This window comes from Streptomyces sp. NBC_01320 (assembly GCF_035974375.1).
GTDB classification, from domain to species: Bacteria; Actinomycetota; Actinomycetes; order Streptomycetales; family Streptomycetaceae; genus Streptomyces; species Streptomyces yanii.
The window spans coordinates 5,147,675-5,168,859 of sequence record NZ_CP108390.1 but is presented as its reverse complement, the minus strand read 5'-3'; the positions used below and the strand labels follow the sequence as shown (position 1 = coordinate 5,168,859).

Below are 21,185 nucleotides of genomic sequence, written 5' to 3'. Positions count from 1 at the left end.
GTTACGTATCGGCGCGCGGCGCTCTACGCGCGTAGGCGTTAGAGTGCCCAGATGATGAGCCCGACCCCGCACGTGCCCGGCACCGACCAGATCCGACGCGCCCCCAAGGTGCTGCTCCACGACCACCTCGACGGCGGTCTGCGCCCCGGCACGATCGTCGACCTGGCCCGTGACGCGGGCTACGAAGCCCTTCCCGAGACCGACCCGGACAAGCTCGGCATCTGGTTCCGCGAGGCGGCCGACTCCGGCTCGCTGGAACGTTACCTGGAGACGTTCGCCCACACCTGTGCCGTCATGCAGACCCGGGACGCCCTGTTCCGGGTGGCCGCCGAGTGCGCCGAGGACCTGGCCGCGGACGGTGTCGTGTACGCGGAGGTGCGGTACGCCCCCGAGCAGCACCTGGAATCCGGGCTGACCCTCGAAGAGGTCGTCGAGGCGGTCAACGAGGGCTTCCGCGAGGGTGAGCGCCGGGCCCGTCAGGACGGCAACCGGATCAGGGTGGGCGCCCTGCTCACCGCGATGCGGCACGCCGCCCGCGCCCTGGAGATCGCCGAACTCGCCAACCACTACCGGGACCTGGGTGTCGTCGGCTTCGACATCGCGGGTGCCGAGGCGGGCTACCCGCCCACCCGCCACCTCGACGCCTTCGAGTACCTCAAGCGCGAGAACAACCACTTCACCATCCACGCGGGCGAGGCCTTCGGCCTGCCGTCGATCTGGCAGGCGCTCCAGTGGTGCGGCGCCGACCGCCTCGGCCACGGCGTCCGCATCATCGACGACATCGAGGTCGCCGAGGACGGCAGCGTGACGCTCGGCCGACTCGCCTCGTACGTACGGGACAAGCGCATCCCGCTGGAGATGTGCCCGACCTCCAACCTTCAGACCGGCGCCGCCGCCTCGTACGCCGACCACCCCATCGGGCTGCTGCGGAGGCTCCATTTCCGCCTCACCGTGAATACGGACAACCGGCTGATGAGCGGTACGAGCATGAGCCGGGAATTCGAGCGGCTGACCGAGACCTTCGGATACACGCTCGACGACATGCAGTGGTTCACAGTCAATGCGATGAAATCAGCGTTCATTCCTTTCGATGAACGTCTTGCGATGATCAATGACGTGATCAAGCCCGGATATGCCGAGCTGAAGTCCGAGTGGCTCTTCGAGCAGACCGCTGCGACCAGCGGCTCTTCGTCCCCCGCGGGCTGATTCGCGCGCTGTGCCGAACGGCCGGGACGATCAGATCCCGGCCGTTCGGCGTGTCCGGCATGTTTGCGGGACCGGTCGTGGGCTGACTAGTTTGCAGAGCCGCTCACATCCCCTTCCCCAAGGATGAATTCCACATGAAGCAGTCTGCTGCCAGGACTCTCGGTGTCGCCGCTCTCGGCGCCGCTTTCGCCGCTGCCGCCGCAGGTACCGCCTCGGCGTCCGCGCTGCCCGTCGACGCCGCGTCCGCCCTGCCCGTCGCCGGCTCGGCGCTGGGTACCGCGACCCGGAGCCTGCCGGTCCAGGACACGGCCACCAAGCTCCTCGGCAGCGGTCAGACGAAGGTCGTCCACGACGCCACCTCACCGCTGGGGGGCCTGCTCGGCGGACTGCCCGCCGGCGGCGTGAAGGCCAACGGTCTGTCGACCAACGGTCTCCCGCTCGGCGGCTGACCCCCGCACCCACGCACGTGGGGCGGACACCCGGTCCGGGTGTCCGCCCCACGTGCGCGTCCAGGGACGAGGAGATGTCCGGCCATGATCCGCCGGACGGCCCCTACCAGGCGGCCGCCGCCGACTTCTCGGCCGGCAGCAGCAGCCACAGCGCCAGATAGAGCAGGAACTGCGGGCCGGGCAGCAGGCAGGAGACCAGGAAGATCACGCGCATGGTCCCGGCGGATGTGCCGAAGCGCCGTGCCAGCGCTGCGCACACTCCGCCGATCATGCGTCCGTCTCGGGGGCGGGCAAGTGCGGCCATGGTGGGCTCCTTCGCGAACCGTCTGCTGGGGAGCAGCTCCGTCGTGCTCCCGATGTCTCCATGGTGGCTCCGCGAACGGGGGCAAAGCGTCGCTCTACGGTGCGATACCGACCCTGGAAATCGTCGGGGTCGACCCCTGAGAGGTCTCCTCCCTGGGGCGGGGAATCGCCCCCCGCACCCGCTGCTCCTGCTTCCGGCGGCGCAGCCGCTTCCGGAACACCGGCACCACCAGCAGATGGGCCAGTGCCACCCCGACCGTGTTCAGCAGCAGCGAGTCGACATCGACGACCTGCCCCGGCACCCCGGTCTGCGCCAGCTCGATGGTCAGCGAGATCAGCGACCCGGCGGCGACCGTACGTGCCAGCGAGGCCCACGGGGAGACGAAGAGCCGGCCCCCGGCCATCGGCAGCAGCACCCCCAGCGGTGCCAGCAACAACAGCCCCTCACCGATCCGGTGCGCCGCCGCGGCCGGGCCGAGGGACAGGTCCGCCCTGATGCCGGCGAGCGGTTGAAGGTTCGCCGCTGTCACCCACGGGACGTCCAGCGGGCGCAGAGTCAGCCACCCGACCAGCAGCAGATGCGCGAGGAGGAGGAACCCCCCGGCCGCGCGGAAGCGGATGACGGCCTGGCCGTCCGAACCTTGACCCACGCCTCCCAGGACGCCCCCACCGGCGGGATCGGTTCCGCCCCCGCCCCAGAAACCCGGGCGGGGGAGGCCGTCAGGGCAGCTCGAGCGCGCCGAGCGTCGGCACGGACTTCGGCCGGGCCTTCGTCTCCGAGGTGCACAGATAGCCGCGCGGTGCGTAGTTCCCGGGGCCGCCGAGCATCACCGTGCCGTCCGTGGCGAGCGACTCGCTCTCCGCGTAGGTGCACACGATCTGCGCCAGCGCCTGCGACGGCAGGTCCTCCGGCTGCTCGCTGAGCCGCAGCGCGGCCGCCGGATCGCCCCGACGCGCCTCGCTGATCCGGAGCGTCGTCGGCACGGTTGTGGAGAAGCCGGCCTGGCGCTCGTCGTCGGCCGGTTCCCGCTGCAGCTCGTCGAGGAGCGCCTGCGCCACCCGGACCCGGTCCGACTTCGCGTCGTGGACCTGCACCGCGCGGTCCACCGTGACCAGTTGCGAGGCGCAGACCAGATAGATCTGGACCGGGATGCCCTTCAACGCCTCTGTGCTGACGTCCTCCGCGGACATCGAACACGGCACCCGCGACGGCGCGGCCCCGGCGTCGACCGGCACCGAGGTGGTCCTGATTCCGCACCCGGCGGCCAGCACGGCGCAGACGACGGCGCCGGCCAGCGTTCCGGCCGAGCGGCGCGCCCGATGCGTACCACGGTTGCTGCGCATCACGTATCGCCGCCCTCCTCGTCCTGGACCTCCGCGTCGTGATCCTGCGCGGTGCGGGTGAGCTGTTCGGCATCGCGCGGCAGCCGCAGGACGAACACCGCGCCGTCGCCGTCCGGCGAGTTCGCCGCGGTGATGTCACCGCCGTGGATGTGCGCGTTCTCCATGGCGATCGACAGACCCAGCCCGCTGCCCTCCGAACGCGGCCTGGACGCACTGGCCTTGTAGAAACGGTCGAACACGTGCGGCAGGACGTCCTCGGGAATGCCGGGTCCGTGGTCGCGCACCTCGATGACGAGTTCGTCGCCGTCGGTCCGTACCGCGACCCGTACCGGCGAACCGCCGTGCTTCAGCGCGTTGCCGATCAGATTGGCCAGGATCACATCGAGCCGGCGCGGATCGAGGCGGACCATCATGCCGCGCTCGGCGTCCAGATCCACCGCGTCCAGCCAGGCCCGGGCGTCGATACAGGCGGTGACCTGGTCGGCGACATCGACCGTGTCGAGGACGAGCCGGGCGGTACCCGCGTCGAAGCGGGTGACCTCCATCAGGTTCTCCACCAGGTCGTTGAGCCGCCGGGTCTCGCTGACCACCAGGTGCACGGCGGGCGCGATCATCGGGTCGAGGCTGTCGGCCTCGTCCTCCAGCACCTCGGCGACCGCGGTGATCGCGGTGAGCGGGGTCCGCAGTTCGTGCGACATGTCGGCGACGAACCGGCGGCTGGACTCCTCCCGCGCGCTCATGTCCGCGACCTTCTTCTCCAGCGAGCTCGCGGCCTTGTTGAACGTGCGGGAGAGATCCGCGAGTTCATCGGTGCCGGACACCACCAGGCGGGTGTCGAGTTTCCCCTCGCCCAGCTTGCGCGCCGCGTCACCGAGCCGCTGCACCGGCCGCAGCACCGTCGTCGCGGCGGCCTGCGCCAGTAGCGCGGAGCCGACCAGGGCGAGAGCCGTGGCGATCCCCAGCGACCACGCAAGGGAGTTGAGGTCCTGCCGTTCCTGGTCGAGCGACTTCAGCATGTAGCCGGTCGGACCACCACCGATGATCTTCGTGCCGGCCACCAGGTACGGCGTACCGCGGATCGAGGTCCGCTGCCAGAACAGGTGGTACGCGTACTTGTTGCCCGCCTCCACCGGCTGCTTCCGGTTGACCTGCCGCTGCAGCGAGAGCGGCACGTTGTCGAGCGTGAACGTGTCCAGATCGGAGTTGCCCACGATCGGCTTGCCGCCGTCACGCTTGTCGACGAGCAGCACGCTGTAGCCAGGGCTGCTGCTCGCCATCTGCACGGCGGTGTTCTGCAGGTCGTCCTTGGTCGGCCGCAGCGGCAGCGAAGCCGCCCGGTTCTGCATCTCCTGCCGGAAGTCCCCGAGCGCCGCATCCTGCGTCCGCGTCAGGACGGCCTCGCGGTTGAGCCAGTACGCGATTCCCGAGGCCGACACCGCGGCGGTCAGCGCCACCAGTGCGAACACGACGACGAGCCGCAGCCGCAGACTGGTCCAGCGAAGTCCGGCGAGCAGACTGCGTTTGGCGGCAGCACTCACTGAGGCGAGTCCAGCCGGTAGCCCACGCCGCGCACGGTACGGATCAGGGTCGGCGAGGACGGCACGTCCTCCACCTTGGCCCGCAGCCGCTGCACACAGGCGTCGACCAGCCGGGAATCACCGAGATAGTCGTGTTCCCAGACCAGCCGCAGCAACTGCTGACGCGACAGGGCCTGCCCGGGGCGACGGCTCAGTTCGAGCAGGAGCCGCAGCTCGGTCGGTGTGAGCTGCAGGTCCTCCCCATTCTTCGTCACGGTCATCGCGGAACGGTCGATGACGACGTTCCCGAACGTCGCCGAGTCCGTGGACTCGCGCTCGCCGCGGCGCAGCACCGCGCGGATCCGGGCGTCGAGCACCCGGCCCTGCACGGGTTTCACCACGTAGTCGTCGGCGCCGGACTCCAGTCCGACCACGACGTCGATGTCGTCGCTTCGCGCGGTCAGCAGAATGATCGGCAGCTGGTCGGTGCGCCGGATACGGCGGCACACCTCGAAACCGTCGATGCCGGGCAGCATCACATCCAGCACGATCAGGTCCGGCCGCTGCTCGCGCAGCAGTTTCAGGCCGTCCTCTCCCGTCGCCGCGGTGGCCACACGGTGGCCCTGGCGCGACAGCGAGAGTTCGAGGGCCGTGCGGATGGCGTCGTCGTCCTCGATCAGCAACAGGAAAGGCACGGAGGTCATTCTGGCCCATGGTGGAGCTTCAGTTCGACACTTGAAGCGCTCTCATACATCCGGCGCACCGGCGGGAGGCCCTGTGACAGGTCTGTGACAGTCGGCGGACAGCGTCATGAAACAGCCCGGGCAAGCTCATTGGCACAAGGAACGGACGGACTCCACCGACGGGGGGCGCGAGATGAACGCACTGCACAGCACGACCACAAGCGCAGTTGTCACGCGTCTCCACGACGTCGGCAGGGGCACCGAGAAGTCCGGCGCAGGAGGGGGCGCCTCCCTGCTCGAGCGGAGCCGAGAGCTCGGGGCAGGGCGGGGGTGCGTTCGTGGTGTCGGCCGTCAGCACACGTCCTGTATGACGGTGGTCGACGCAACCGGGGGAGCCGGCGGGGGAGCCGCGTACGGGGAGGTCACGGGGGAGCGGATGTCCCGGACGGAGAGTTCGGACGCCGAAGCGGCGTTCACGACCTACGTCCAGGAGCGCCGCGCCTCCCTGTACGCAACCGCCTACCACCTGACCGGTGACCGGTTCGAGGCCGAGGACCTGCTGCAGAGCGCCCTCTTCTCCACCTACCGGGCGTGGGACCGGATCAGTGACAAGGCGGCGGTCGGCGGATACTTGCGCCGCACCATGACCAATCTGCACATCAGTGCGTGGCGCCGACGCAAGTTGAACGAATACCCGACCGAGGAACTGCCGGAGACGGCGGGCGACACGGACGCGATGCGCGGTACGGAACTGCGTGCCGTGCTCTGGCAGGCGCTGGCGCGGCTGCCGGAACTCCAGCGCACGATGCTGGTCCTGCGGTACTACGAGGGGCGCACGGACCCGGAGATCGCGTCGATACTCGACATCAGTGTCGGCACGGTGAAGTCGAGCATCTGGCGGTCGCTGCGGCGGCTGCGCGAGGACGAGGTGCTGAGCTTCGGCCGTGACGAGGAGGAGTCCTTCGGCGAGCTGGTGGCCTGAAGGCAGCGGGGGATCCGGGGGGATCCGGGGACTGCTGCTTCGGGGGAAGCGACAGGCTCTTACGGGGGGCACGCAGCGGGGTCGGATGGGCCGGGGGGTCCTGTCCGGCCCTGTGGTGCGTGCGGGGACGGGTGCGGGGAGACAGGGGGCCTCGCGGGGCTCTGCCCCGGACCCCGGTCCTCAATCGCGCGACGGCCTCGGATCCGGGGTTCTGCCCCGGGAGCCCGGGACGACCAGGCCCGATTCGTAGGCCGTCACCACCGCCTGGGTGCGGTCGCGCAGGGCCAGTTTGGTCAGGATTCGGCTGACGTGTGTTTTCACCGTCTCCTCCGTGATCAGCAGGCGCGTCGCGACCTCCGGGTTGGACAGGCCCTCCGCCACCAGGCGCAGGACCTCGGTCTCCCGGCGGGTGAGTGCTGCGAGCACCGCCGCGGGTACGGGGTCCGGCGTGCGGTGCTGGGTGGCGAATTCGCTGATCAGGCGGCGGGTGACCGTCGGTGCCAGCAGGGCCTGGCCGGCCGCGATGACGCGCACCGCGTCGAAGAGCCGCTCCGCGGTGACGTCCTTGAGCAGGAAGCCGCTGGCTCCGGCGCGCAGCGCGTCGTACACGTACTCGTCCAGGTCGAACGTGGTCAGGATGAGGATGCGGGGGCCGTCCGGGCCCGACGCGGCCAGTTGTCTCGTCGCTTCGATGCCGTCCGTGCCCGGCATCCGTACGTCCATGAGGACCACGTCGGGCCGGAGACCGGCGCACGTCCGTACCGCTTCGGCGCCGTCGCACGCCGTGCCGACGACGGTGAAGTCCGGCTGCGTGTCCAGCAGGGCGGCGAAGCCCGTGCGGACGACCTGGTGGTCGTCGGCGACGACGATCCGTACGGCGGGCTGTGGCTCGGTGCTCATCCGGTGGTCTCCGCGTGGGTCGGCAGTACGGTCTCGACGAGGAAGCCGCCGCCGGGCGCGGGGCCGGTGCGCAGTTCGCCGCCGACCGCGGCGGCACGCTCGCGCATGCCGGACAGTCCGTGGCCGCCCGCGGGCGGCGCGGGCGGCGGGCCCGGGCCGTTGTCGCGGATGCGCAGGGCGAGGGTGCCGGCGCCGAAGTGCAGTTCCACGTCGACGGCGGCGCCCGGTGCGTGCCGCCGGGCGTTGGTGAGGGCTTCCTGGACGATGCGGTAGGCGGCGAGCTCGACGCCCGGGTCGAGCGCCGCCTGCCGGCCGCGGACGATGAGGCGGGTGCCCGTCCCGGACGCGTCCCGGGCCTCGTCGAGCAGGTCGACCAGTTGTCGCAGGCCCGGCTGCGGCTGCCGGTCGGCCGTATCGGACCCGGTGTCCTCGCGCAGGACGCCGAGCAGCCGACGCATCTCGGTCAGCGCCGCCCGCGCGGTGTCGCCGATCGACGACAGCCGCTGCGCACCGGCGGCGGGCATCCCGGGGGTGGTCAGCCGGGCCGTCTCCGCCTGGACGGCGATCATGGATATGTGATGGGCGACGACGTCGTGCAACTCGCGGGCGATCCTGGCGCGTTCGCCGCGTGCCGTGTGTTCGAGCAGGGTGCTGGTCATCGCCCGGTGCGCGGCGCTGTGGGTGAGTGCCTCGCCGCGGGCCCGGCGGGCGATGCCCGCCCACGCCGCGACCGGGGCGAGCGAGGCCAGCAGCACGGTGAGGACGCCGGTTTCGGAGTGCGCCGGGGCGAGCCGGGCGAGTGCGAGCGGCAGGAACGGCATGGCGAGGAGCGCCGCCGACCGCGGTGAGCCCGCACGGCCCAGCCGGTGCAGGACGATCAGCTGGGCGCAGAGCCCTGCGACGGTCAGCGAGCGGAACGGGGCCAGCGACAGCACGGTTGCCGCGGTGACCGACGCGGCGGCCGCGGCAGGACTCAAGAACGCCGAGGGCAGCGCGGTGGCCACCGCGAGCAGGCCGATGAGCAGGCCGAACCGGACCGTGACGCCGCTGTCCACCGTCCGCGCGAACGACTCGGTCACCGCGAGCAGCGCCAGGACCGTCCCGGCCACGGCAGGCGTACGAGGGCCGGCGCCGATGCGCCGCCCCCGCTCGGCCCGTCCGCTCCACCGGTGCTCGTCCACGTCCGTCATTCTTGCCGCAGGTGGCGCACCCCGGCATCCCTCTCATGAGGGACCTGTGGCACCGGACATCCCTCGTGCCAGGGAGGGCAGAAGTCGCTGTCCGGCGTGACGACCGCGGGGCACCGGGCTGCCTAGCCTGCCAGACATGGAAGCAACCGTGGAAGTCACCGGCCTGCGCAAGCGTTACGGGCCGACCACCGCGCTGGACGGGATGACGTTCACCGTCAGGCCCGGACAGGTCACCGGTTTCGTCGGCCCCAACGGCGCCGGCAAGTCGACCACGATGCGGGTCATCCTCGGCCTGGACACGGCCGACGAGGGCACCGCGCTGATCGGAGGTCAGCCGTACCGGAACCTGCGGAACCCGCTGAACCACATCGGGGCGCTGCTGGACGCCGCCGCGCTGCAGCCGGGCCGGACCGCCCGCAACCATCTGCTGTGGCTGGCCCACTCGCAGGGCCTCGGCGCGCGGCGGGTCGACGACGTCATCGAGCAGGCCGGTCTGGGGCCGGTCGCCGGGCGCCGGACGGCGGGCTTCTCGCTCGGCATGCGGCAGCGCCTCGGGATCGCCGCCGCACTGCTCGGCGACCCGCCGGTGATCATGCTGGACGAGCCGTTCAACGGCCTGGACCCGGAAGGCATCGTGTGGATGCGCGACTTCCAGCGTGCGCTGGCCGCACAGGGCCGGGCGGTGCTGCTGTCCAGCCACCTGATGAGCGAACTGCAGGACACCGCCGATCATCTGGTGGTGGTCGGACGTGGCAGGGTCATCGCCGACACCAGCGTGCGCGAGCTGATCGGGGCCGCGTCCGGCGACCGGGTCACGCTGCGGACCTCGGCACGGGCGGAGGCGATGACGGCGCTTGCGTACGCCGGAGCAACCGTGGCGGCCACCGACCGCGACACCCTCACCGTCTCCGGGCTGGCGGCGGGGCACGTCGTGACGCTGCTCGGTGAGAGCGGGGTGCCGTTCTCCGAAGTGTCCGCGCACCGCGCGACACTGGAGGAGGCGTACATGGAACTGACCCGGGACGCGGTCGAGTTCCGCGCCGCGGCGGCCGAGGAGCCGGCCCGATGACCGGGACCACGACGTCGTACCGCTCCGGGACGCCGGCCGTGCACACCGGGTTCACCCAGCAACTGCGGGGCGAGTGGACCAAGTTCCGTACGGTACGGGGCTGGGTCGCCGGACTCGCGGCCGCGGCGCTGGTGATCGTACTGATCGGGCTGATCGGCGTCCACGCGGAGCGGCCCACCTGCGAGGACCCGAACCAGCCCTGCACCGGTGCCAGGGGTCCGGGCGGCGAGGCCGTGACGGACCGGTTCTACTTCGTGCACCGGCCGTTGACCGGGGACGGCAGCATCACCGTACGGATCACGTCGCTGGCCCCGGACAGTGCGAAGGGCGAGCTGCCGCCCTGGGCGAAGGCGGGGATCGTCCTGAAGGCGGGCGACCGGGCGGGGTCGGCGTACGCGGCCGTCATGGCCACCGCCGGGCACGGCGTGCGGATGCAGCACAACTACACGCACGACACAGCCGGTGAGCCCGGCACCGCCTCCGCCGCGTCCCCGCACTGGCTGCGGCTGACCCGGACCGGGGACACGGTGACCGGCTACCGGTCGGCCGACGGGGCGCGCTGGACCGCGGTCGGCACCGCACGCCTGACCGGTCTGCCGTCGCAGGTGCAGGCCGGGATGTTCGCCGCCTCGCCACCCGCCACGGCGTCGACGAGCCAGAAGTTCGGGGGGCTGAGCAACCGCGGGGCGCCCACCCGGGCCACCGGTGTCTTCGACCACGTCGCTCTCAGCGGCGCGGAGTCCGGGGACCCGGCGTGGCACGGTGAGCAGATGGGCGGACCCGCCGATGACTTCGCGTCGGACGGCACGTTCCGCCGGGCGGACGACACGTTCACCGTCACCGGGTCCGGCGACATCGCACCGGCCGTGGGCGGCCCCATGACCGCGGGCGGTCAGACCATCGAGCGCGGCCTGGCCGGCACGTTCGTCGGGCTGATCCTGGTGATCGTTGTCGGGGCGACGTTCATCACCGCCGAGTACCGGCGCGGACTGATCCGCACCACCCTCATGGCGAGCCCGCGGCGGGGCAGGGCGCCGGCTGCGAAAGCCGTCGTCCTCGCCGCCGTGACCTTTGCGGCCGGGCTGCCCGCCGCGGCGGCGGCGGTGCTGCTCGGTGAATGGCTGGTGCGCCCCGGCGGCTTCGACTTCCCGGTCGGCACGCTCACGGAGCTGCGCGTGGTCGCCGGTACGGCGGCCCTGCTCGCGGTCACCGCGGTGCTCGCCATGGCCGTCGGCACCGTACTGCGGCGCAGCGCCGGGGCGGTCACCCTGGTGTTCGCGGCGATCGTCCTGCCGTACATCCTCGCGACCGCCTCGATCCTGCCCGCCGGGCCCTCGCAGTGGCTGCTGCGTGTCACCCCGGCAGCGGGCTTCGCCATTCAGCAGAACATGCCGCAGTACGCGCAGGTGGACAGCGACTACACACCGGCCTTCGGCTATTTCCCGCTGCCGCCGTGGGGCGGATTCGCGGTGCTGTGCGGGTGGACGGCTGTCGCGCTGGTCGCGGCGGTGTTCATGATGCGCCGGAGGGACGCATGAAGCAGACCCTGCACGCGGAGTGGACGAAGCTGCGCACCGTGACGGCCCCGGGGTGGCTGCTCCTTGCCCTTGTCGTGCTCACGGTGGCGGTCAGTGCCGCGACGGCTGCCGCCGCCGAGTGCCCGTCGACGGGCTGTCACCAGGACGTCGCCAGGCTCAGTCTGACCGGGATCCATGTGGGGCAGACGGTCGTCGCCGTCCTGGCCGTGCTGGTGATCAGCGGCGAGTACAGCACGGGGATGATGCGCACCACGCTGATGGCGACACCGCGCCGGTCCACGGTCCTGGCCGCGAAGTCGGTCGTCCTCACGGGGGTGGTGCTGGTCGCCGGGGCGGTCGCGGTGTTCGGCTGCCTGCTGGCGGCGGGGCTGATCCTGCCGGGCAACGGCTTCACGACGGCGCAGGGCCAGGCGATGCTGTCCCCGGCCGACGGTCCGACGCTGCGCGCGGCGGCCGGGTCGGTGCTGTACCTGGTGCTGATCGCCCTGACGGCCCTCGGCACCGCCACCGCGGTCCGGGACCCGGCGGCGGCGGTCGGCGTCGTACTCGGCCTGCTCTTCGTCCTCCCGATTCTCACGCAGCTGGTCACCGACCCGGACTGGCACCGTCACCTGCAGCAGATCGCCCCGATGACGGCGGGGCTCGCCCTTCAGTCCACGACCGGTGCCGACAGCCTGCCCATCGGCCCGTGGGCAGGGCTGGGAGTGCTCGCTGGATGGGCCGTGGCCGCGCTCCTGGGAGGGGGACTGGTCCTGAGGCTTCGGGACGCGTGAGCCCCCGACGCCGGACCGGCTACGCCACCTCGCGCGCCACCGGTGCCCGGCGGCACCGTCCTGCCGCAGCCGCCGCCAGGCGCCCGAGCGCCTCCTGCTTCCCGCAGGGGTGAGCGCCCAGCGCCGTCTGCCGTGCCACGATCCGCCGCTCCGCGCGCATCAGCCGCCACCCCCGTCGCAGCAGGAACGGCACGGACTTGCGGCCCTCGCGCAGATCGCGCAGCAGCCGGCGCCGGAACGTCGTCGTCGGGCGGCCGCGCAGGCACAGCGCGTCCGCCAGGACACCCAGTTCCTGGCATCGCTCGACTATGTCCGCCGCGAAGATGCCCTCGGCCACGAAGAGCGGCGTCCGCTCGATGTGGAGCGCCTCGTGGTCGATCCGGGAGCTGGTGGCGATGTCGTACACCGGAACGTTCGTACGCCCCGTGCGGCACAGCTCCGTGATGGCGGCGACCGCCGCATCCGCGTCCCAGGACTGTGCGGAGTCCCAGTCGATGTCCGAACTGCCCGGGACCAGCGGCAGTGTGGGGTCGTCGCCCTCCTTGTAGAAGTCGTCCAGGCGCAGCACCGGAAGGTCGGTGCGGGCGGCCAGGGAGGACTTGCCGGAGCCGGAGGGGCCCGCGAGCAGCACGACGCGGGTCGGGATCGGTTGGGAACTCACAGGACACGAGTGTGAGGCATCGACCCGCGCAGGGGATCCCCCGGTACCCGTGTTGGTATCCAGCATCACAGCTCAACTACTCTACGCGTACAGATGATTACTCGATCGCTGTCGATCAGGTGGGAACTCCATGGCACGTCATGCACTTTCCAGGTCCCGACGCCCCGCGCTGCTGCGCGCAGGTCTGACCGTCACCGCGATGGGCGCCGCGCTCGGTGCGGGGGGTGCGGCGGCCCACGCGGCGCCGCTGCCCATCGCTCCGGCCCCGGGCGCCGACAGCAGTCTCGACGCGGTCGGTGAGGCGACCGGGGGCGCGGTGACCGGGACACTCGGGCACGGGGTCTCTCCGGTCACGAACCTTCAGCTCGACCCGCTGGCCAAGACGGGTGTGGACCCGCTGGCCAACGGGGTGGGGACGCAGATCGGCGACTTCAAGCCGGTCACCACGGGCATCGTCACCGAACCGCTGAGCGGCGGTGGTGCGCTGAACGACCTGCCGTTGATGGGGCAGGTGACGGGGCTGGTGCACGGCTGATCCCCGCACACAGGGCCGCGGCCCGCCCCTCCGCAGTGTTGCCGGAGGGGCGGGCCGCAGTCGCGTCGGTCAGTAGGAGGAACCCGAGACGCCGAGCGCGCCCGTGGGGTGCCAGACCGTCTTGGTCTCCAGGAAGGCCGTCAGGCGGTGCGTGCCCGGGTCGGCCGACCAGTCGTCTCCGTCCACAGCCTGTGGACGATCGGAGCTCTGCGCTTCCTTCTCCGGGTGGTGGCGGGAGACGGGTGGGCGGAGAACTCGCTTCAGGTTGTCCGCTGCCGCGATCTCCAGCTCCTTCGCCAGATCGGCGTCGGCGCCCGTGAGATCGATCGCGTTCACGTCCTGGTGGGACGCGAGCGGGGCCGCGAGCTCCGCCGTCTTCCCGGACAGGATGTTCACCACACCGCCCGGCAGGTCGGAGGTGGCCAGCACCTCGCCCAGGGACAGCGCCGGGAGCGGGGCGTCGGCGGACGCGATGACGACCGCCGTGTTGCCGGTCGCGATCACCGGCGCGACGACGGAGACCAGGCCGAGGAACGACGACTTCTGCGGTGCCACGACCGCGACCACGCCCGTCGGCTCGGGCGTGGACAGGTTGAAGAACGGGCCCGCGACCGGGTTCGCCCCGCCCACGATCTGGCCGATCTTGTCGGTCCAGCCCGCGTACCAGACCCAGCGGTCGATCGCCGCGTCCACGACGGCCGCCGCCTTGGACTTCGACAGCCCTTCCGCGTCCGCCACCTCCCGTACGAACTGGTGCTTGCGGCCCTCCAGCATCTCCGCGATGCGGTAGAGGATCTGGCCGCGGTTGTACGCCGTCGCGCCCGACCAGCCGCCGAACGCCTTGCGGGCGGCCACGACCGCGTCCCGTGCGTCCTTGCGGGAGGCCTGCGGCGCGTTCGCCAGCCACCTGCCCTTGTCCGCCGCGTCAGCGGCAGATGTCTTCGCCGTCACCTCGTACACCCGGCCGCTCTCGGAGCGGGGGAACTTGCCCCCGACGTACAGCTTGTAGGTCTTGAAGACACTCAGACGGTTATCGGACATCGAGGTACGCCTCCAGGCCGTGACGGCCGCCTTCGCGGCCGAAGCCCGACTCCTTGTAACCGCCGAACGGCGAGGTCGGGTCGAACTTGTTGAACGTGTTGGCCCAGACGACGCCCGCCCGGAGCTTGTTCGCCACCGCGAGGATGCGGGAGCCCTTCTCCGTCCAGATGCCGGCCGACAGGCCGTACTGGCTGTTGTTGGCCTTGGCGACCGCCTCGTCCGGCGTACGGAACGACAGGACGGAAAGCACCGGGCCGAAGATCTCGTCGCGGGCGATGGTGTGCGCCTGGGTGACGTTCGTGAACAGCGTCGGGGCGAACCAGTAGCCGGACGACGGGAGATCGCAGGGGGCCGACCAGCGTTCGGCGCCCTCCGCCTCGCCCGTCTCGACCAGCGCCGTGATCCGGGAGAGCTGCTCCTGAGAGTTGATCGCACCGATGTCGGTGTTCTTGTCCAGCGGGTCGCCGAGGCGCAGCGTGGACAACCGGCGCTTCAAGGAGTCCAGCAGCTCGTCCTGGATCGACTCCTGGACGAGGAGGCGCGAGCCCGCGCAGCAGACCTGGCCCTGGTTGAAGAAGATGCCGGTGACGATGCCTTCGACGGCCTGGTCGATCGGGGCGTCGTCGAAGACGATGTTCGCGCCCTTGCCGCCCAGCTCCAGGGTGACCTTCTTGTCCGTACCGGCGACCTGGCGGGCGATCGCCTTGCCGACCGCGGTCGAGCCGGTGAAGGCGACCTTGTCGACGTCCGGGTGCTGGACGAGGGCCGCGCCCGCGTCCCCGTACCCGGTGAGGATGTTCACGACACCCTTCGGCAGGCCCGCCTGGCGGCAGATGTCCGCGAAGAAGAGCGCGGAGAGCGGGGTCGTCTCGGCGGGCTTCAGGACCACGGTGTTGCCGGTGGCGAGCGCCGGGGCGATCTTCCAGGCCAGCATCAGCAGCGGGAAGTTCCACGGGATGACCTGGCCCGCGACGCCGAGCGGGCGGGGGTTCGCGCCGTAGCCCGCGTGGTCGAGCTTGTCGGCCCAGCCCGCGTAGTAGAAGAAGTGCGCCGCGACCAGCGGGAGGTCCGCGTCGCGGGTCTCCTTGATCGGCTTGCCGTTGTCGAGGGTTTCGAGAACGGCGAGCTCGCGGGAGCGCTCCTGAATGATCCGGGCGATCCGGAACAGGTACTTGGCGCGCTCGGAGCCCGGCAGCGCCGACCACTTCTCGAACGCCTTGCGGGCCGCCTTCACGGCCCGGTCGACGTCCGCGGCGCCGGCCTGCGCGACCTCGGAGAGGACCTCCTCGGACGACGGGGAGACCGTCTTGAAGACCTTGCCGTCGGCCGCGTCGGTGAACTCGCCGTCGATGAACAGGCCGTACGACGGCGCGATGTCGACGACCGACCGCGACTCGGGGGCGGGTGCGTACTCGAATGCAGATGCCATGGGGATCAGTCCACCGTCACGTAATCGGGGCCGGAGTAACGGCCGGTGCTGAGCTTCTGGCGCTGCATCAGCAAGTCGTTCAGCAGGCTGGAGGCGCCGAAGCGGAACCAGTGGTTGTCCAGCCAGTCCTCGCCGACGGTCTCGTTGACCAGGACGAGGAACTTGATCGCGTCCTTGGAAGTGCGGATGCCGCCGGCGGGCTTCACACCGATCTGCACCCCGGTCTGCTCCCGGAAGTCGCGCACGGCCTCCAGCATCAGCAGGGTGTTCGCGGGCGTGGCGTTGGTCCCGACCTTGCCGGTCGACGTCTTGATGAAGTCCGCGCCCGCCAGCATGCCGAGCCAGGAGGCGCGGCGGATGTTGTCGTAGGTGGACAGCTCTCCGGTCTCGAAGATGACCTTGAGGCGGGCGTCGGTGCCGTCGGCACGGGCGCACTCGGCCTTTACGGCGAGGATCTCCTCGTACACCTTGAGGTAGTGGCCGGAGAGGAAGGCGCCCCGGTCGATCACCATGTCGATCTCGTCGGCCCCGGCGGCCACGGCGTCGCGGACGTCCGCGAGCTTCACGTCGAGCGCGGCGCGCCCGGCGGGGAAGGCCGTCGCGACGGACGCCACCTTCACGCCGGAACCGGCCAGCGCGGCGGCGGCCGTCGCCGCCATGTCGGGATAGACGCAGACCGCGGCGGTGCGCGGGGTCGTGCGGTCGGTCGGGTCGGGATTGACGGCCTTGGCGGCGAGAGCCCGGACCTTGCCCGGGGTGTCCGCGCCTTCCAGCGTCGTCAGGTCGATCATCGAGATGGCGAGGTCGATGGCGTACGCCTTGGCCGTCGTCTTGATCGAACGGGTTCCGAGGGACGCGGCGCGCGCTTCGAGGCCGACGGCGTCGACGCCGGGCAGCCCGTGCAGGAAGCGGCGCAGCGCACCGTCGGACGCGGTCGCGTCGGAGAATGCGGGTGCAGTGGTGGGCATGGTCACCAGACGAGCATATCTACGCGCGTAGCGGCCTGTACAGGGGGGAGGGGTTACCGGCGTGGAGCGCAGTGCACGTGCGGGTGCGGGGTGGCCGCTCCGGCGGGGCCCCCGCACGTCAGGCAGAATCGGCCTCATGACGAGTCCCACACCTCCCACCGAGCCGTCCTACGCCGACCGGACCTTCCGGTCACCCGCCGGGATGGTGGGCGGTGCCCTGCTGCTCCTGCTGGTCTGCTGGCTCGGCGTGGATGCCCTGATCAGGGGTGACGGGCGGACACCGTGGCTCGCCCTGGCCGGACTGCTGACGGCCGTGCCGCTGATCGTCGCGTTCACCCTGCGACCGGTCGTGTCGGTGAACAAGGAGCGGATCCGGATCCGCAACCCGTTCCGGACGATCACGGCGCCGTGGTCGGCGGTCGCGGACGTGCGGGCCGGGTACTCCACCGAACTGTTCACCCAGGACGGCGCGAAGTACCAGCTGTGGGCGGTGCCGGTGTCGCTGCGGCAGCGCAAGAAGGCGGCACGGCAGCAGTCGCGCCAGTCGCAGGACGATCCGTACCGGCGGACGTCGGTGCATGCTGATGTGCGGGACACGAATGCGCGGATTGCCGGGGCGGATCAGGCGGTGGCGGATCTGCGCGAGATGGCTGAGCAGGGTGGGGGCGGCGCGGGTGGCACCGGTGGCGCCGAGGCAGTCGTCGTGCGGTGGGCGTACGAGGTGATTGCACCGTCGGTCGCGGGGGTCGTGCTGCTGGTGGTGCTGCTGGCGCTGGGCTGAGGGCTGTCCTGCTCATCGCCGGCGGGCGCACGACGACAGCTGCAGCACCCCGTTGCTCTGTCGGAGCGCCCGGATACGTCCCGTGTGAGGATGCCCTCCGCCTTGCGATGCACCGCGTCCGACGCCGCGCGCCGATCCGCGAGGGATGACGGGACGGCCCTGAGACGGACCACCGGGTGAGCACCAGCCGCCCGACCAGGCGTACGGCGGCGCAGCCGGCCGGGGCGGGCGCGGCGTCCGGGACCGCAGGGCCCGGCCCTTGCGCCACCGCCTCCCGTGACCGGCGGCTGCGCGGCACGGGAGGCGGGGACAATCGGGACAGCGGGGACGGCTCGGTGCGGGGACACCGGGTCACCCCTTTTCCGGCCAGGGCCGATGACCGGGAAAGGAGACGGAAGGCTGCGGCAACAGCGGTACCCGATTCCTCCGTACGTACGAAGGGCGCTTGCGTTCAGATCCCGGCGGCCGCTGAAAGATCCCTTGTGATCCCCGCGAGGAGTTCGGCGCCCTTGGCCCGCGCGGCGGGCAGGTCGTCCGCCGAACCGACCGGCACCACGACCTCCAGGTAGCACTTGAGCTTCGGCTCGGTGCCGCTCGGCCGGACGATCACCCGGGCACCCTCCAGGTGGTAGCGGAGTCCGTCGGTGGGCGGCAGCTGTTCCGTGCCCTCCGACAGATCCTCGGCCGACGTGACGGCGAGCCCAGCGAGCGCGACCGGCGGGGCCTCGCGCAGCCGCCGCATGGCGTCCGCGATGACCGACAGGTCCTCCACCCGGACCGAGAGCTGGTCGGTGGCGTGCAGCCCGTGCTCGACCGCGATGTCGTCGAGGAGATCGAGGAGCGTGCGCCCCTGCTCCTTGAGCACGGAGGCCAGCTCGGCGACGAGCAGTGCGGCCGTGATGCCGTCCTTGTCACGTACGCCGTCGGGGTCGACGCAGTAGCCGAGCGCCTCCTCGTACCCGTACCGCAGGCCGTCGACGCGGGCGATCCACTTGAAGCCGGTCAGCGTCTCCTCGTACCCGTTCCCCGCCTTCTCGGCGATCCGGCCGAGCAGCGACGACGACACGATCGACTCGGCAAAGACACCGGTGGCACCGCGGGCGACCAGATGGGCGGCGAGCAGCGCGCCGACCTCGTCGCCGCGCAGCATCCGCCAGCCGCCGTCCACGGACGGGTCCGGGACGGCGACGGCGCAGCGGTCCGCGTCCGGGTCATTGGCGATGACGATGTCCGGCTGCGCGCGCCGGGCGGTGGCGAACGCGAGATCCATCGCCCCCGGCTCCTCCGGGTTCGGGAACGCGACGGTGGGGAACGCCGGGTCGGGCTCGGCCTGCTCGGCGACGAGCACTGGCTCCGGGAACCCGGCGCGGGCGAAGGCCGCGGTCAGGACGGACGTGCCGACGCCGTGCATGGCGGTGTACACGACCTGGGCGGTACGCGGGGATCCGGCGTCGAGCACCGCGTCCGTGCGGGCCAGATAGGCGTCCAGGACTTCGTCGCCGAGGATCTCCCAGCCGCTCTCCGGCCGGTCCACGCCGGCCAGCGGGCCGACCGCGGCGATCGCGTCGGCGATCTCCCCGTCCGCCGGGGGCACGATCTGCGAGCCGTCACCCAGATAGACCTTGTAGCCGTTGTCACGCGGCGGATTGTGGCTCGCGGTCACCTCGACGCCCGCGACGGCGCCCAGATGACGTATCGCATATGCCAGGACGGGGGTCGGGAGCGGGCGGGGGAGGACCGCCGCGCGCAGACCCGCACCCGTCATCACGGCCGCGGTGTCGCGGGCGAAGTCGGCGGACTTGTACCGGGCGTCGTACCCGATGACGACCGTGCCGCCGGTCTGCCCCTTCGCCTTCAGATAGGCGGCGAGCCCGGCGGCGGCGCGGATGACGACGGACCGGTTCATCCGCATCGGTCCGGCCCCCAGCTCACCGCGGAGCCCGGCGGTACCGAACTGCAGCGTGCCGGCGAACCGTGCGGCGAGCGCGTCGATGTCCTCGGCGTCGATGAGCTTGGCGAGCTCGTCGCGGGTCTCGGGGTCGGGGTCCTCGGCGAGCCAGGTCCTGGCCTGCGTGATGAGGTCCTGCTGCACGGTGTCCGCCTTTCTGCGGGGTGAGGTGTTTTCCGGGTGTGGGTGGGTGGCACGCCGCGCGGGGCCGTCCCGGGCGGCGGACACCGCCCGCCGCAGGGCGACGCCCGGTCAGATGCGGTCGAGCACCCGCGCGAGCAACGACCCCATCCGGGTCGCCGAGTCCCGTCCTGCCTGCAGTACCTCTTCGTGGTTCAGCGGCTCCCCGCTCAGGCCGGCAGCCAGATTCGTGACGAGCGAGATGCCCAGCACCTCCGCCCCCGCCTCCCGCGCGGCAATGGCTTCGAGCACCGTGGACATGCCGACCAGGTCGCCGCCCATCACCCGGACCATGTTGATCTCGGCCGGGGTCTCGTAGTGCGGGCCGGGGAACTGCACGTACACGCCCTCTTCGAGGGTGTCGTCGACCTCCTTGCACAGCGCGCGCAGCCGCGGCGAGTACAGGTCGGTCAGGTCGACGAAGTTGGCGCCGACGATCGGGGACGCCGCGGTCAGGTTGATGTGGTCGCTGATCAGGACCGGCTGCCCGGGGCGCATGCCCTTGCGCAGACCGCCGCAGCCGTTCGTCAGGACGACGGTCTTGCAGCCCGCGGCGACAGCGGTACGGACCCCGTGCGCGACGGCGGCGACGCCGCGGCCCTCGTAGAAGTGCGTGCGGCCGAGGAAGACCAGGGCGCGCTTCTCGCCGATCCGGTACGAGCGGATCGTGCCGCCGTGGCCCTGGACGGCGGGTGCCGGGAAGCCGGGAAGTTCGGTCACCGGGAACTCGGCCTCCGGAGTGCCGAGCGCGTCGCCCGCAGGTGCCCAGCCGGAACCCATCACGAGGGCGACGTCGTGGGTCTCGGCACCGGTCAGCTCGCGCAGGCGGGCAGCGGCGTCGGCGGCGGCGGCGTGCGGGTCGCCCTGGATGTTGTCCGGAATAACAGATGCGTTCACGCGGATGAGGGTAGCCGGTGATTCCCTACGCGCGTAGATGCCCCTGCATAGAGTCTCCGTGCGACTCTTTGTGCTTTCACACAGAACCGGGCGGCGGCGCGGTCTCAGCAGGGGTGTTTGCGCAGTTCCATCACATAGTCGTGCGGTGCGCCCGCCGACTCGGCGGCGTCCGCGATCTCGCCCAGGTAGCGGGCGGACGGCAGCCCGCCCTCGTACCCGTTCAGCACGTACATCCAGGCCGGCTCCTCGCCGTCCAGGGTGTGCACCCGGACCCGCATCCGCCGGTAGATGTCGAGGCCGACACCCTCCCAGCGGTCCATGGAGTCCTCGTCCATCGGTGCGATGTCGTACAGCGCCACGAAGACCTGCGAGCGCGGCGCCTCCACCACGGTGGCCAGCGCGCCTTCCCAGCCCATCTGCTCCCCGCCGAAGGTCAGCCGCCAGCCGTTGAGCCAGCCCGTGCCGCGCAGCGGGGAATGCGGTGCGCGGCGCGTCATCAGCCGCGCGTCGAGGTTGCCGGCGTACGCGGCGTAGAGCGACATGGGGTCGAGGGTACGGGAGGTGACCCCAGGAGCGGCGATTCCTGTGAGGAAGTCCCTGTCGGCGCCCCCGAGGAGAACCCGTGGAGGCCTCTGCGAGGGGTCCTCGCCGCGCCCCTTTCGCCGTCCTGGCTCCCGTATGGAGGGCCCCGGGGCGAAGCATGTTGGCGCGTGCGGGACAATGGAGTACGTACTGCATACCCCCGGGGTGATCCCCCGGACCCCCGGCCGGGGCGGCAGACGGCCGCGGGA

General features: G+C 71.5%; 22 protein-coding genes. 8 read left to right on the top strand and 14 right to left on the bottom strand.

Annotated features, from left to right (window positions below; all coding sequences use genetic code 11):
- Positions 1-51 precede the first annotated feature (51 nt).
- Positions 52-1,206, top strand: a complete 1,155-nt coding sequence (locus tag OG395_RS23295) for an adenosine deaminase (RefSeq protein ID WP_327244688.1) — start codon at positions 52-54, stop codon at positions 1,204-1,206.
- 134 nt (positions 1,207-1,340) lie between these two features.
- Entirely contained in the window at positions 1,341-1,655 is a 315-nt protein-coding gene (locus OG395_RS23290) for a hypothetical protein (protein ID WP_327244687.1), read from the top strand.
- Between the two features lie 103 nt (positions 1,656-1,758).
- On the opposite strand, the gene OG395_RS23285 is transcribed toward OG395_RS23290, so the two are convergent.
- The 5 genes from OG395_RS23285 to afsQ1 form a co-directional block, all read right to left on the bottom strand.
- Positions 1,759-1,959: a PspC domain-containing protein gene (locus OG395_RS23285; protein ID WP_327244686.1), complete on the bottom strand. Its 201-nt coding sequence runs from the start codon at positions 1,957-1,959 to the stop codon at positions 1,759-1,761.
- Positions 1,960-2,053: 94 nt separating this feature from the next.
- A complete protein-coding gene (locus tag OG395_RS23280) occupies positions 2,054-2,608 on the bottom strand; it encodes a VanZ family protein (RefSeq protein WP_327244685.1) in 555 nt (184 codons plus the stop codon).
- Between the two features lie 70 nt (positions 2,609-2,678).
- Entirely contained in the window at positions 2,679-3,302 is a 624-nt protein-coding gene (locus tag OG395_RS23275; RefSeq protein WP_327244684.1) for a hypothetical protein, read from the bottom strand.
- Entirely contained in the window at positions 3,302-4,840 is a 1,539-nt protein-coding gene (locus OG395_RS23270; RefSeq protein WP_327244683.1) for a HAMP domain-containing sensor histidine kinase, read from the bottom strand. The genes OG395_RS23275 and OG395_RS23270 overlap by 1 nt, the downstream gene beginning before the upstream one ends.
- Positions 4,837-5,514, bottom strand: a complete 678-nt coding sequence (gene afsQ1 / locus OG395_RS23265; protein ID WP_189275392.1) for a two-component system response regulator AfsQ1 — start codon at positions 5,512-5,514, stop codon at positions 4,837-4,839. Before afsQ1 ends, OG395_RS23270 begins: the two co-directional genes overlap by 4 nt.
- 181 nt (positions 5,515-5,695) lie before the next feature.
- Between afsQ1 and OG395_RS23260 the strand changes: the two genes are divergently transcribed.
- The gene (locus tag OG395_RS23260) at positions 5,696-6,484 is read left to right on the top strand and encodes a SigE family RNA polymerase sigma factor (RefSeq protein WP_327249429.1); all 789 of its coding nucleotides are present in this window, start codon (positions 5,696-5,698) and stop codon (positions 6,482-6,484) included.
- A gap of 180 nt (positions 6,485-6,664) precedes the next feature.
- Here OG395_RS23260 and OG395_RS23255 read toward each other — a convergent pair whose 3' ends face one another.
- Both OG395_RS23255 and OG395_RS23250 read right to left on the bottom strand, forming a co-directional pair.
- Complete coding sequence (locus tag OG395_RS23255; RefSeq protein WP_327244682.1) at positions 6,665-7,384, bottom strand: response regulator transcription factor; 720 nt, start codon at positions 7,382-7,384, stop codon at positions 6,665-6,667.
- Positions 7,381-8,565, bottom strand: a complete 1,185-nt coding sequence (locus OG395_RS23250) for a sensor histidine kinase (RefSeq protein ID WP_327244681.1) — start codon at positions 8,563-8,565, stop codon at positions 7,381-7,383. The genes OG395_RS23255 and OG395_RS23250 overlap by 4 nt, the downstream gene beginning before the upstream one ends.
- A 145-nt stretch (positions 8,566-8,710) precedes the next feature.
- Between OG395_RS23250 and OG395_RS23245 the strand changes: the two genes are divergently transcribed.
- Genes OG395_RS23245 through OG395_RS23235 form a run of 3 tightly spaced genes read left to right on the top strand, consistent with a single transcriptional unit; the run spans position 8,711 to position 11,954 of the window.
- Complete coding sequence (locus OG395_RS23245) at positions 8,711-9,643, top strand: ABC transporter ATP-binding protein (protein ID WP_327244680.1); 933 nt, start codon at positions 8,711-8,713, stop codon at positions 9,641-9,643.
- On the top strand, positions 9,640-11,181 hold the full coding sequence (locus OG395_RS23240; protein WP_327244679.1) for an ABC transporter permease subunit: 1,542 nt from the start codon (positions 9,640-9,642) through the stop codon (positions 11,179-11,181). The genes OG395_RS23245 and OG395_RS23240 overlap by 4 nt, the downstream gene beginning before the upstream one ends.
- Positions 11,178-11,954: an ABC transporter permease gene (locus OG395_RS23235; RefSeq protein ID WP_327244678.1), complete on the top strand. Its 777-nt coding sequence runs from the start codon at positions 11,178-11,180 to the stop codon at positions 11,952-11,954. The genes OG395_RS23240 and OG395_RS23235 overlap by 4 nt, the downstream gene beginning before the upstream one ends.
- Before the next feature lie 19 nt (positions 11,955-11,973).
- Here the strand turns inward: OG395_RS23235 and OG395_RS23230 are convergent, their stop codons facing one another.
- The gene (locus tag OG395_RS23230; protein WP_327244677.1) at positions 11,974-12,681 is read right to left on the bottom strand and encodes a uridine kinase family protein; all 708 of its coding nucleotides are present in this window, start codon (positions 12,679-12,681) and stop codon (positions 11,974-11,976) included.
- A gap of 64 nt (positions 12,682-12,745) precedes the next feature.
- Here OG395_RS23230 and OG395_RS23225 point away from each other — a divergent pair, with 64 nt between their 5' ends.
- Positions 12,746-13,150: a hypothetical protein gene (locus OG395_RS23225; protein ID WP_327244676.1), complete on the top strand. Its 405-nt coding sequence runs from the start codon at positions 12,746-12,748 to the stop codon at positions 13,148-13,150.
- A 69-nt stretch (positions 13,151-13,219) separates the two neighbouring features.
- On the opposite strand, the gene OG395_RS23220 is transcribed toward OG395_RS23225, so the two are convergent.
- From OG395_RS23220 to deoC, 3 genes are read right to left on the bottom strand one after another with little or no spacing between them, the layout of a single operon-like run.
- On the bottom strand, positions 13,220-14,191 hold the full coding sequence (locus OG395_RS23220) for an aldehyde dehydrogenase family protein (protein ID WP_327244675.1): 972 nt from the start codon (positions 14,189-14,191) through the stop codon (positions 13,220-13,222).
- Positions 14,181-15,620, bottom strand: a complete 1,440-nt coding sequence (locus tag OG395_RS23215) for an aldehyde dehydrogenase family protein (RefSeq protein WP_266982249.1) — start codon at positions 15,618-15,620, stop codon at positions 14,181-14,183. The genes OG395_RS23220 and OG395_RS23215 overlap by 11 nt, the downstream gene beginning before the upstream one ends.
- Before the next feature lie 5 nt (positions 15,621-15,625).
- Positions 15,626-16,588: a deoxyribose-phosphate aldolase gene (deoC, locus tag OG395_RS23210; protein ID WP_327249428.1), complete on the bottom strand. Its 963-nt coding sequence runs from the start codon at positions 16,586-16,588 to the stop codon at positions 15,626-15,628.
- A 136-nt stretch (positions 16,589-16,724) separates the two neighbouring features.
- Between deoC and OG395_RS23205 the strand changes: the two genes are divergently transcribed.
- Positions 16,725-17,369: a PH domain-containing protein gene (locus tag OG395_RS23205; RefSeq protein ID WP_327244674.1), complete on the top strand. Its 645-nt coding sequence runs from the start codon at positions 16,725-16,727 to the stop codon at positions 17,367-17,369.
- A gap of 451 nt (positions 17,370-17,820) precedes the next feature.
- On the opposite strand, the gene OG395_RS23200 is transcribed toward OG395_RS23205, so the two are convergent.
- The 3 genes from OG395_RS23200 to OG395_RS23190 all read right to left on the bottom strand — a co-directional run bounded on the left by OG395_RS23200 (position 17,821) and on the right by OG395_RS23190 (position 20,936).
- Positions 17,821-19,461, bottom strand: coding sequence for a phospho-sugar mutase (locus OG395_RS23200; protein WP_327244673.1), 1,641 nt, complete (start codon positions 19,459-19,461; stop codon positions 17,821-17,823).
- Between the two features lie 108 nt (positions 19,462-19,569).
- On the bottom strand, positions 19,570-20,394 hold the full coding sequence (locus OG395_RS23195) for a purine-nucleoside phosphorylase (protein ID WP_327244672.1): 825 nt from the start codon (positions 20,392-20,394) through the stop codon (positions 19,570-19,572).
- A gap of 104 nt (positions 20,395-20,498) precedes the next feature.
- Positions 20,499-20,936, bottom strand: coding sequence for a gamma-glutamylcyclotransferase (locus OG395_RS23190; protein WP_266982241.1), 438 nt, complete (start codon positions 20,934-20,936; stop codon positions 20,499-20,501).
- Positions 20,937-21,185 lie beyond the last annotated feature (249 nt).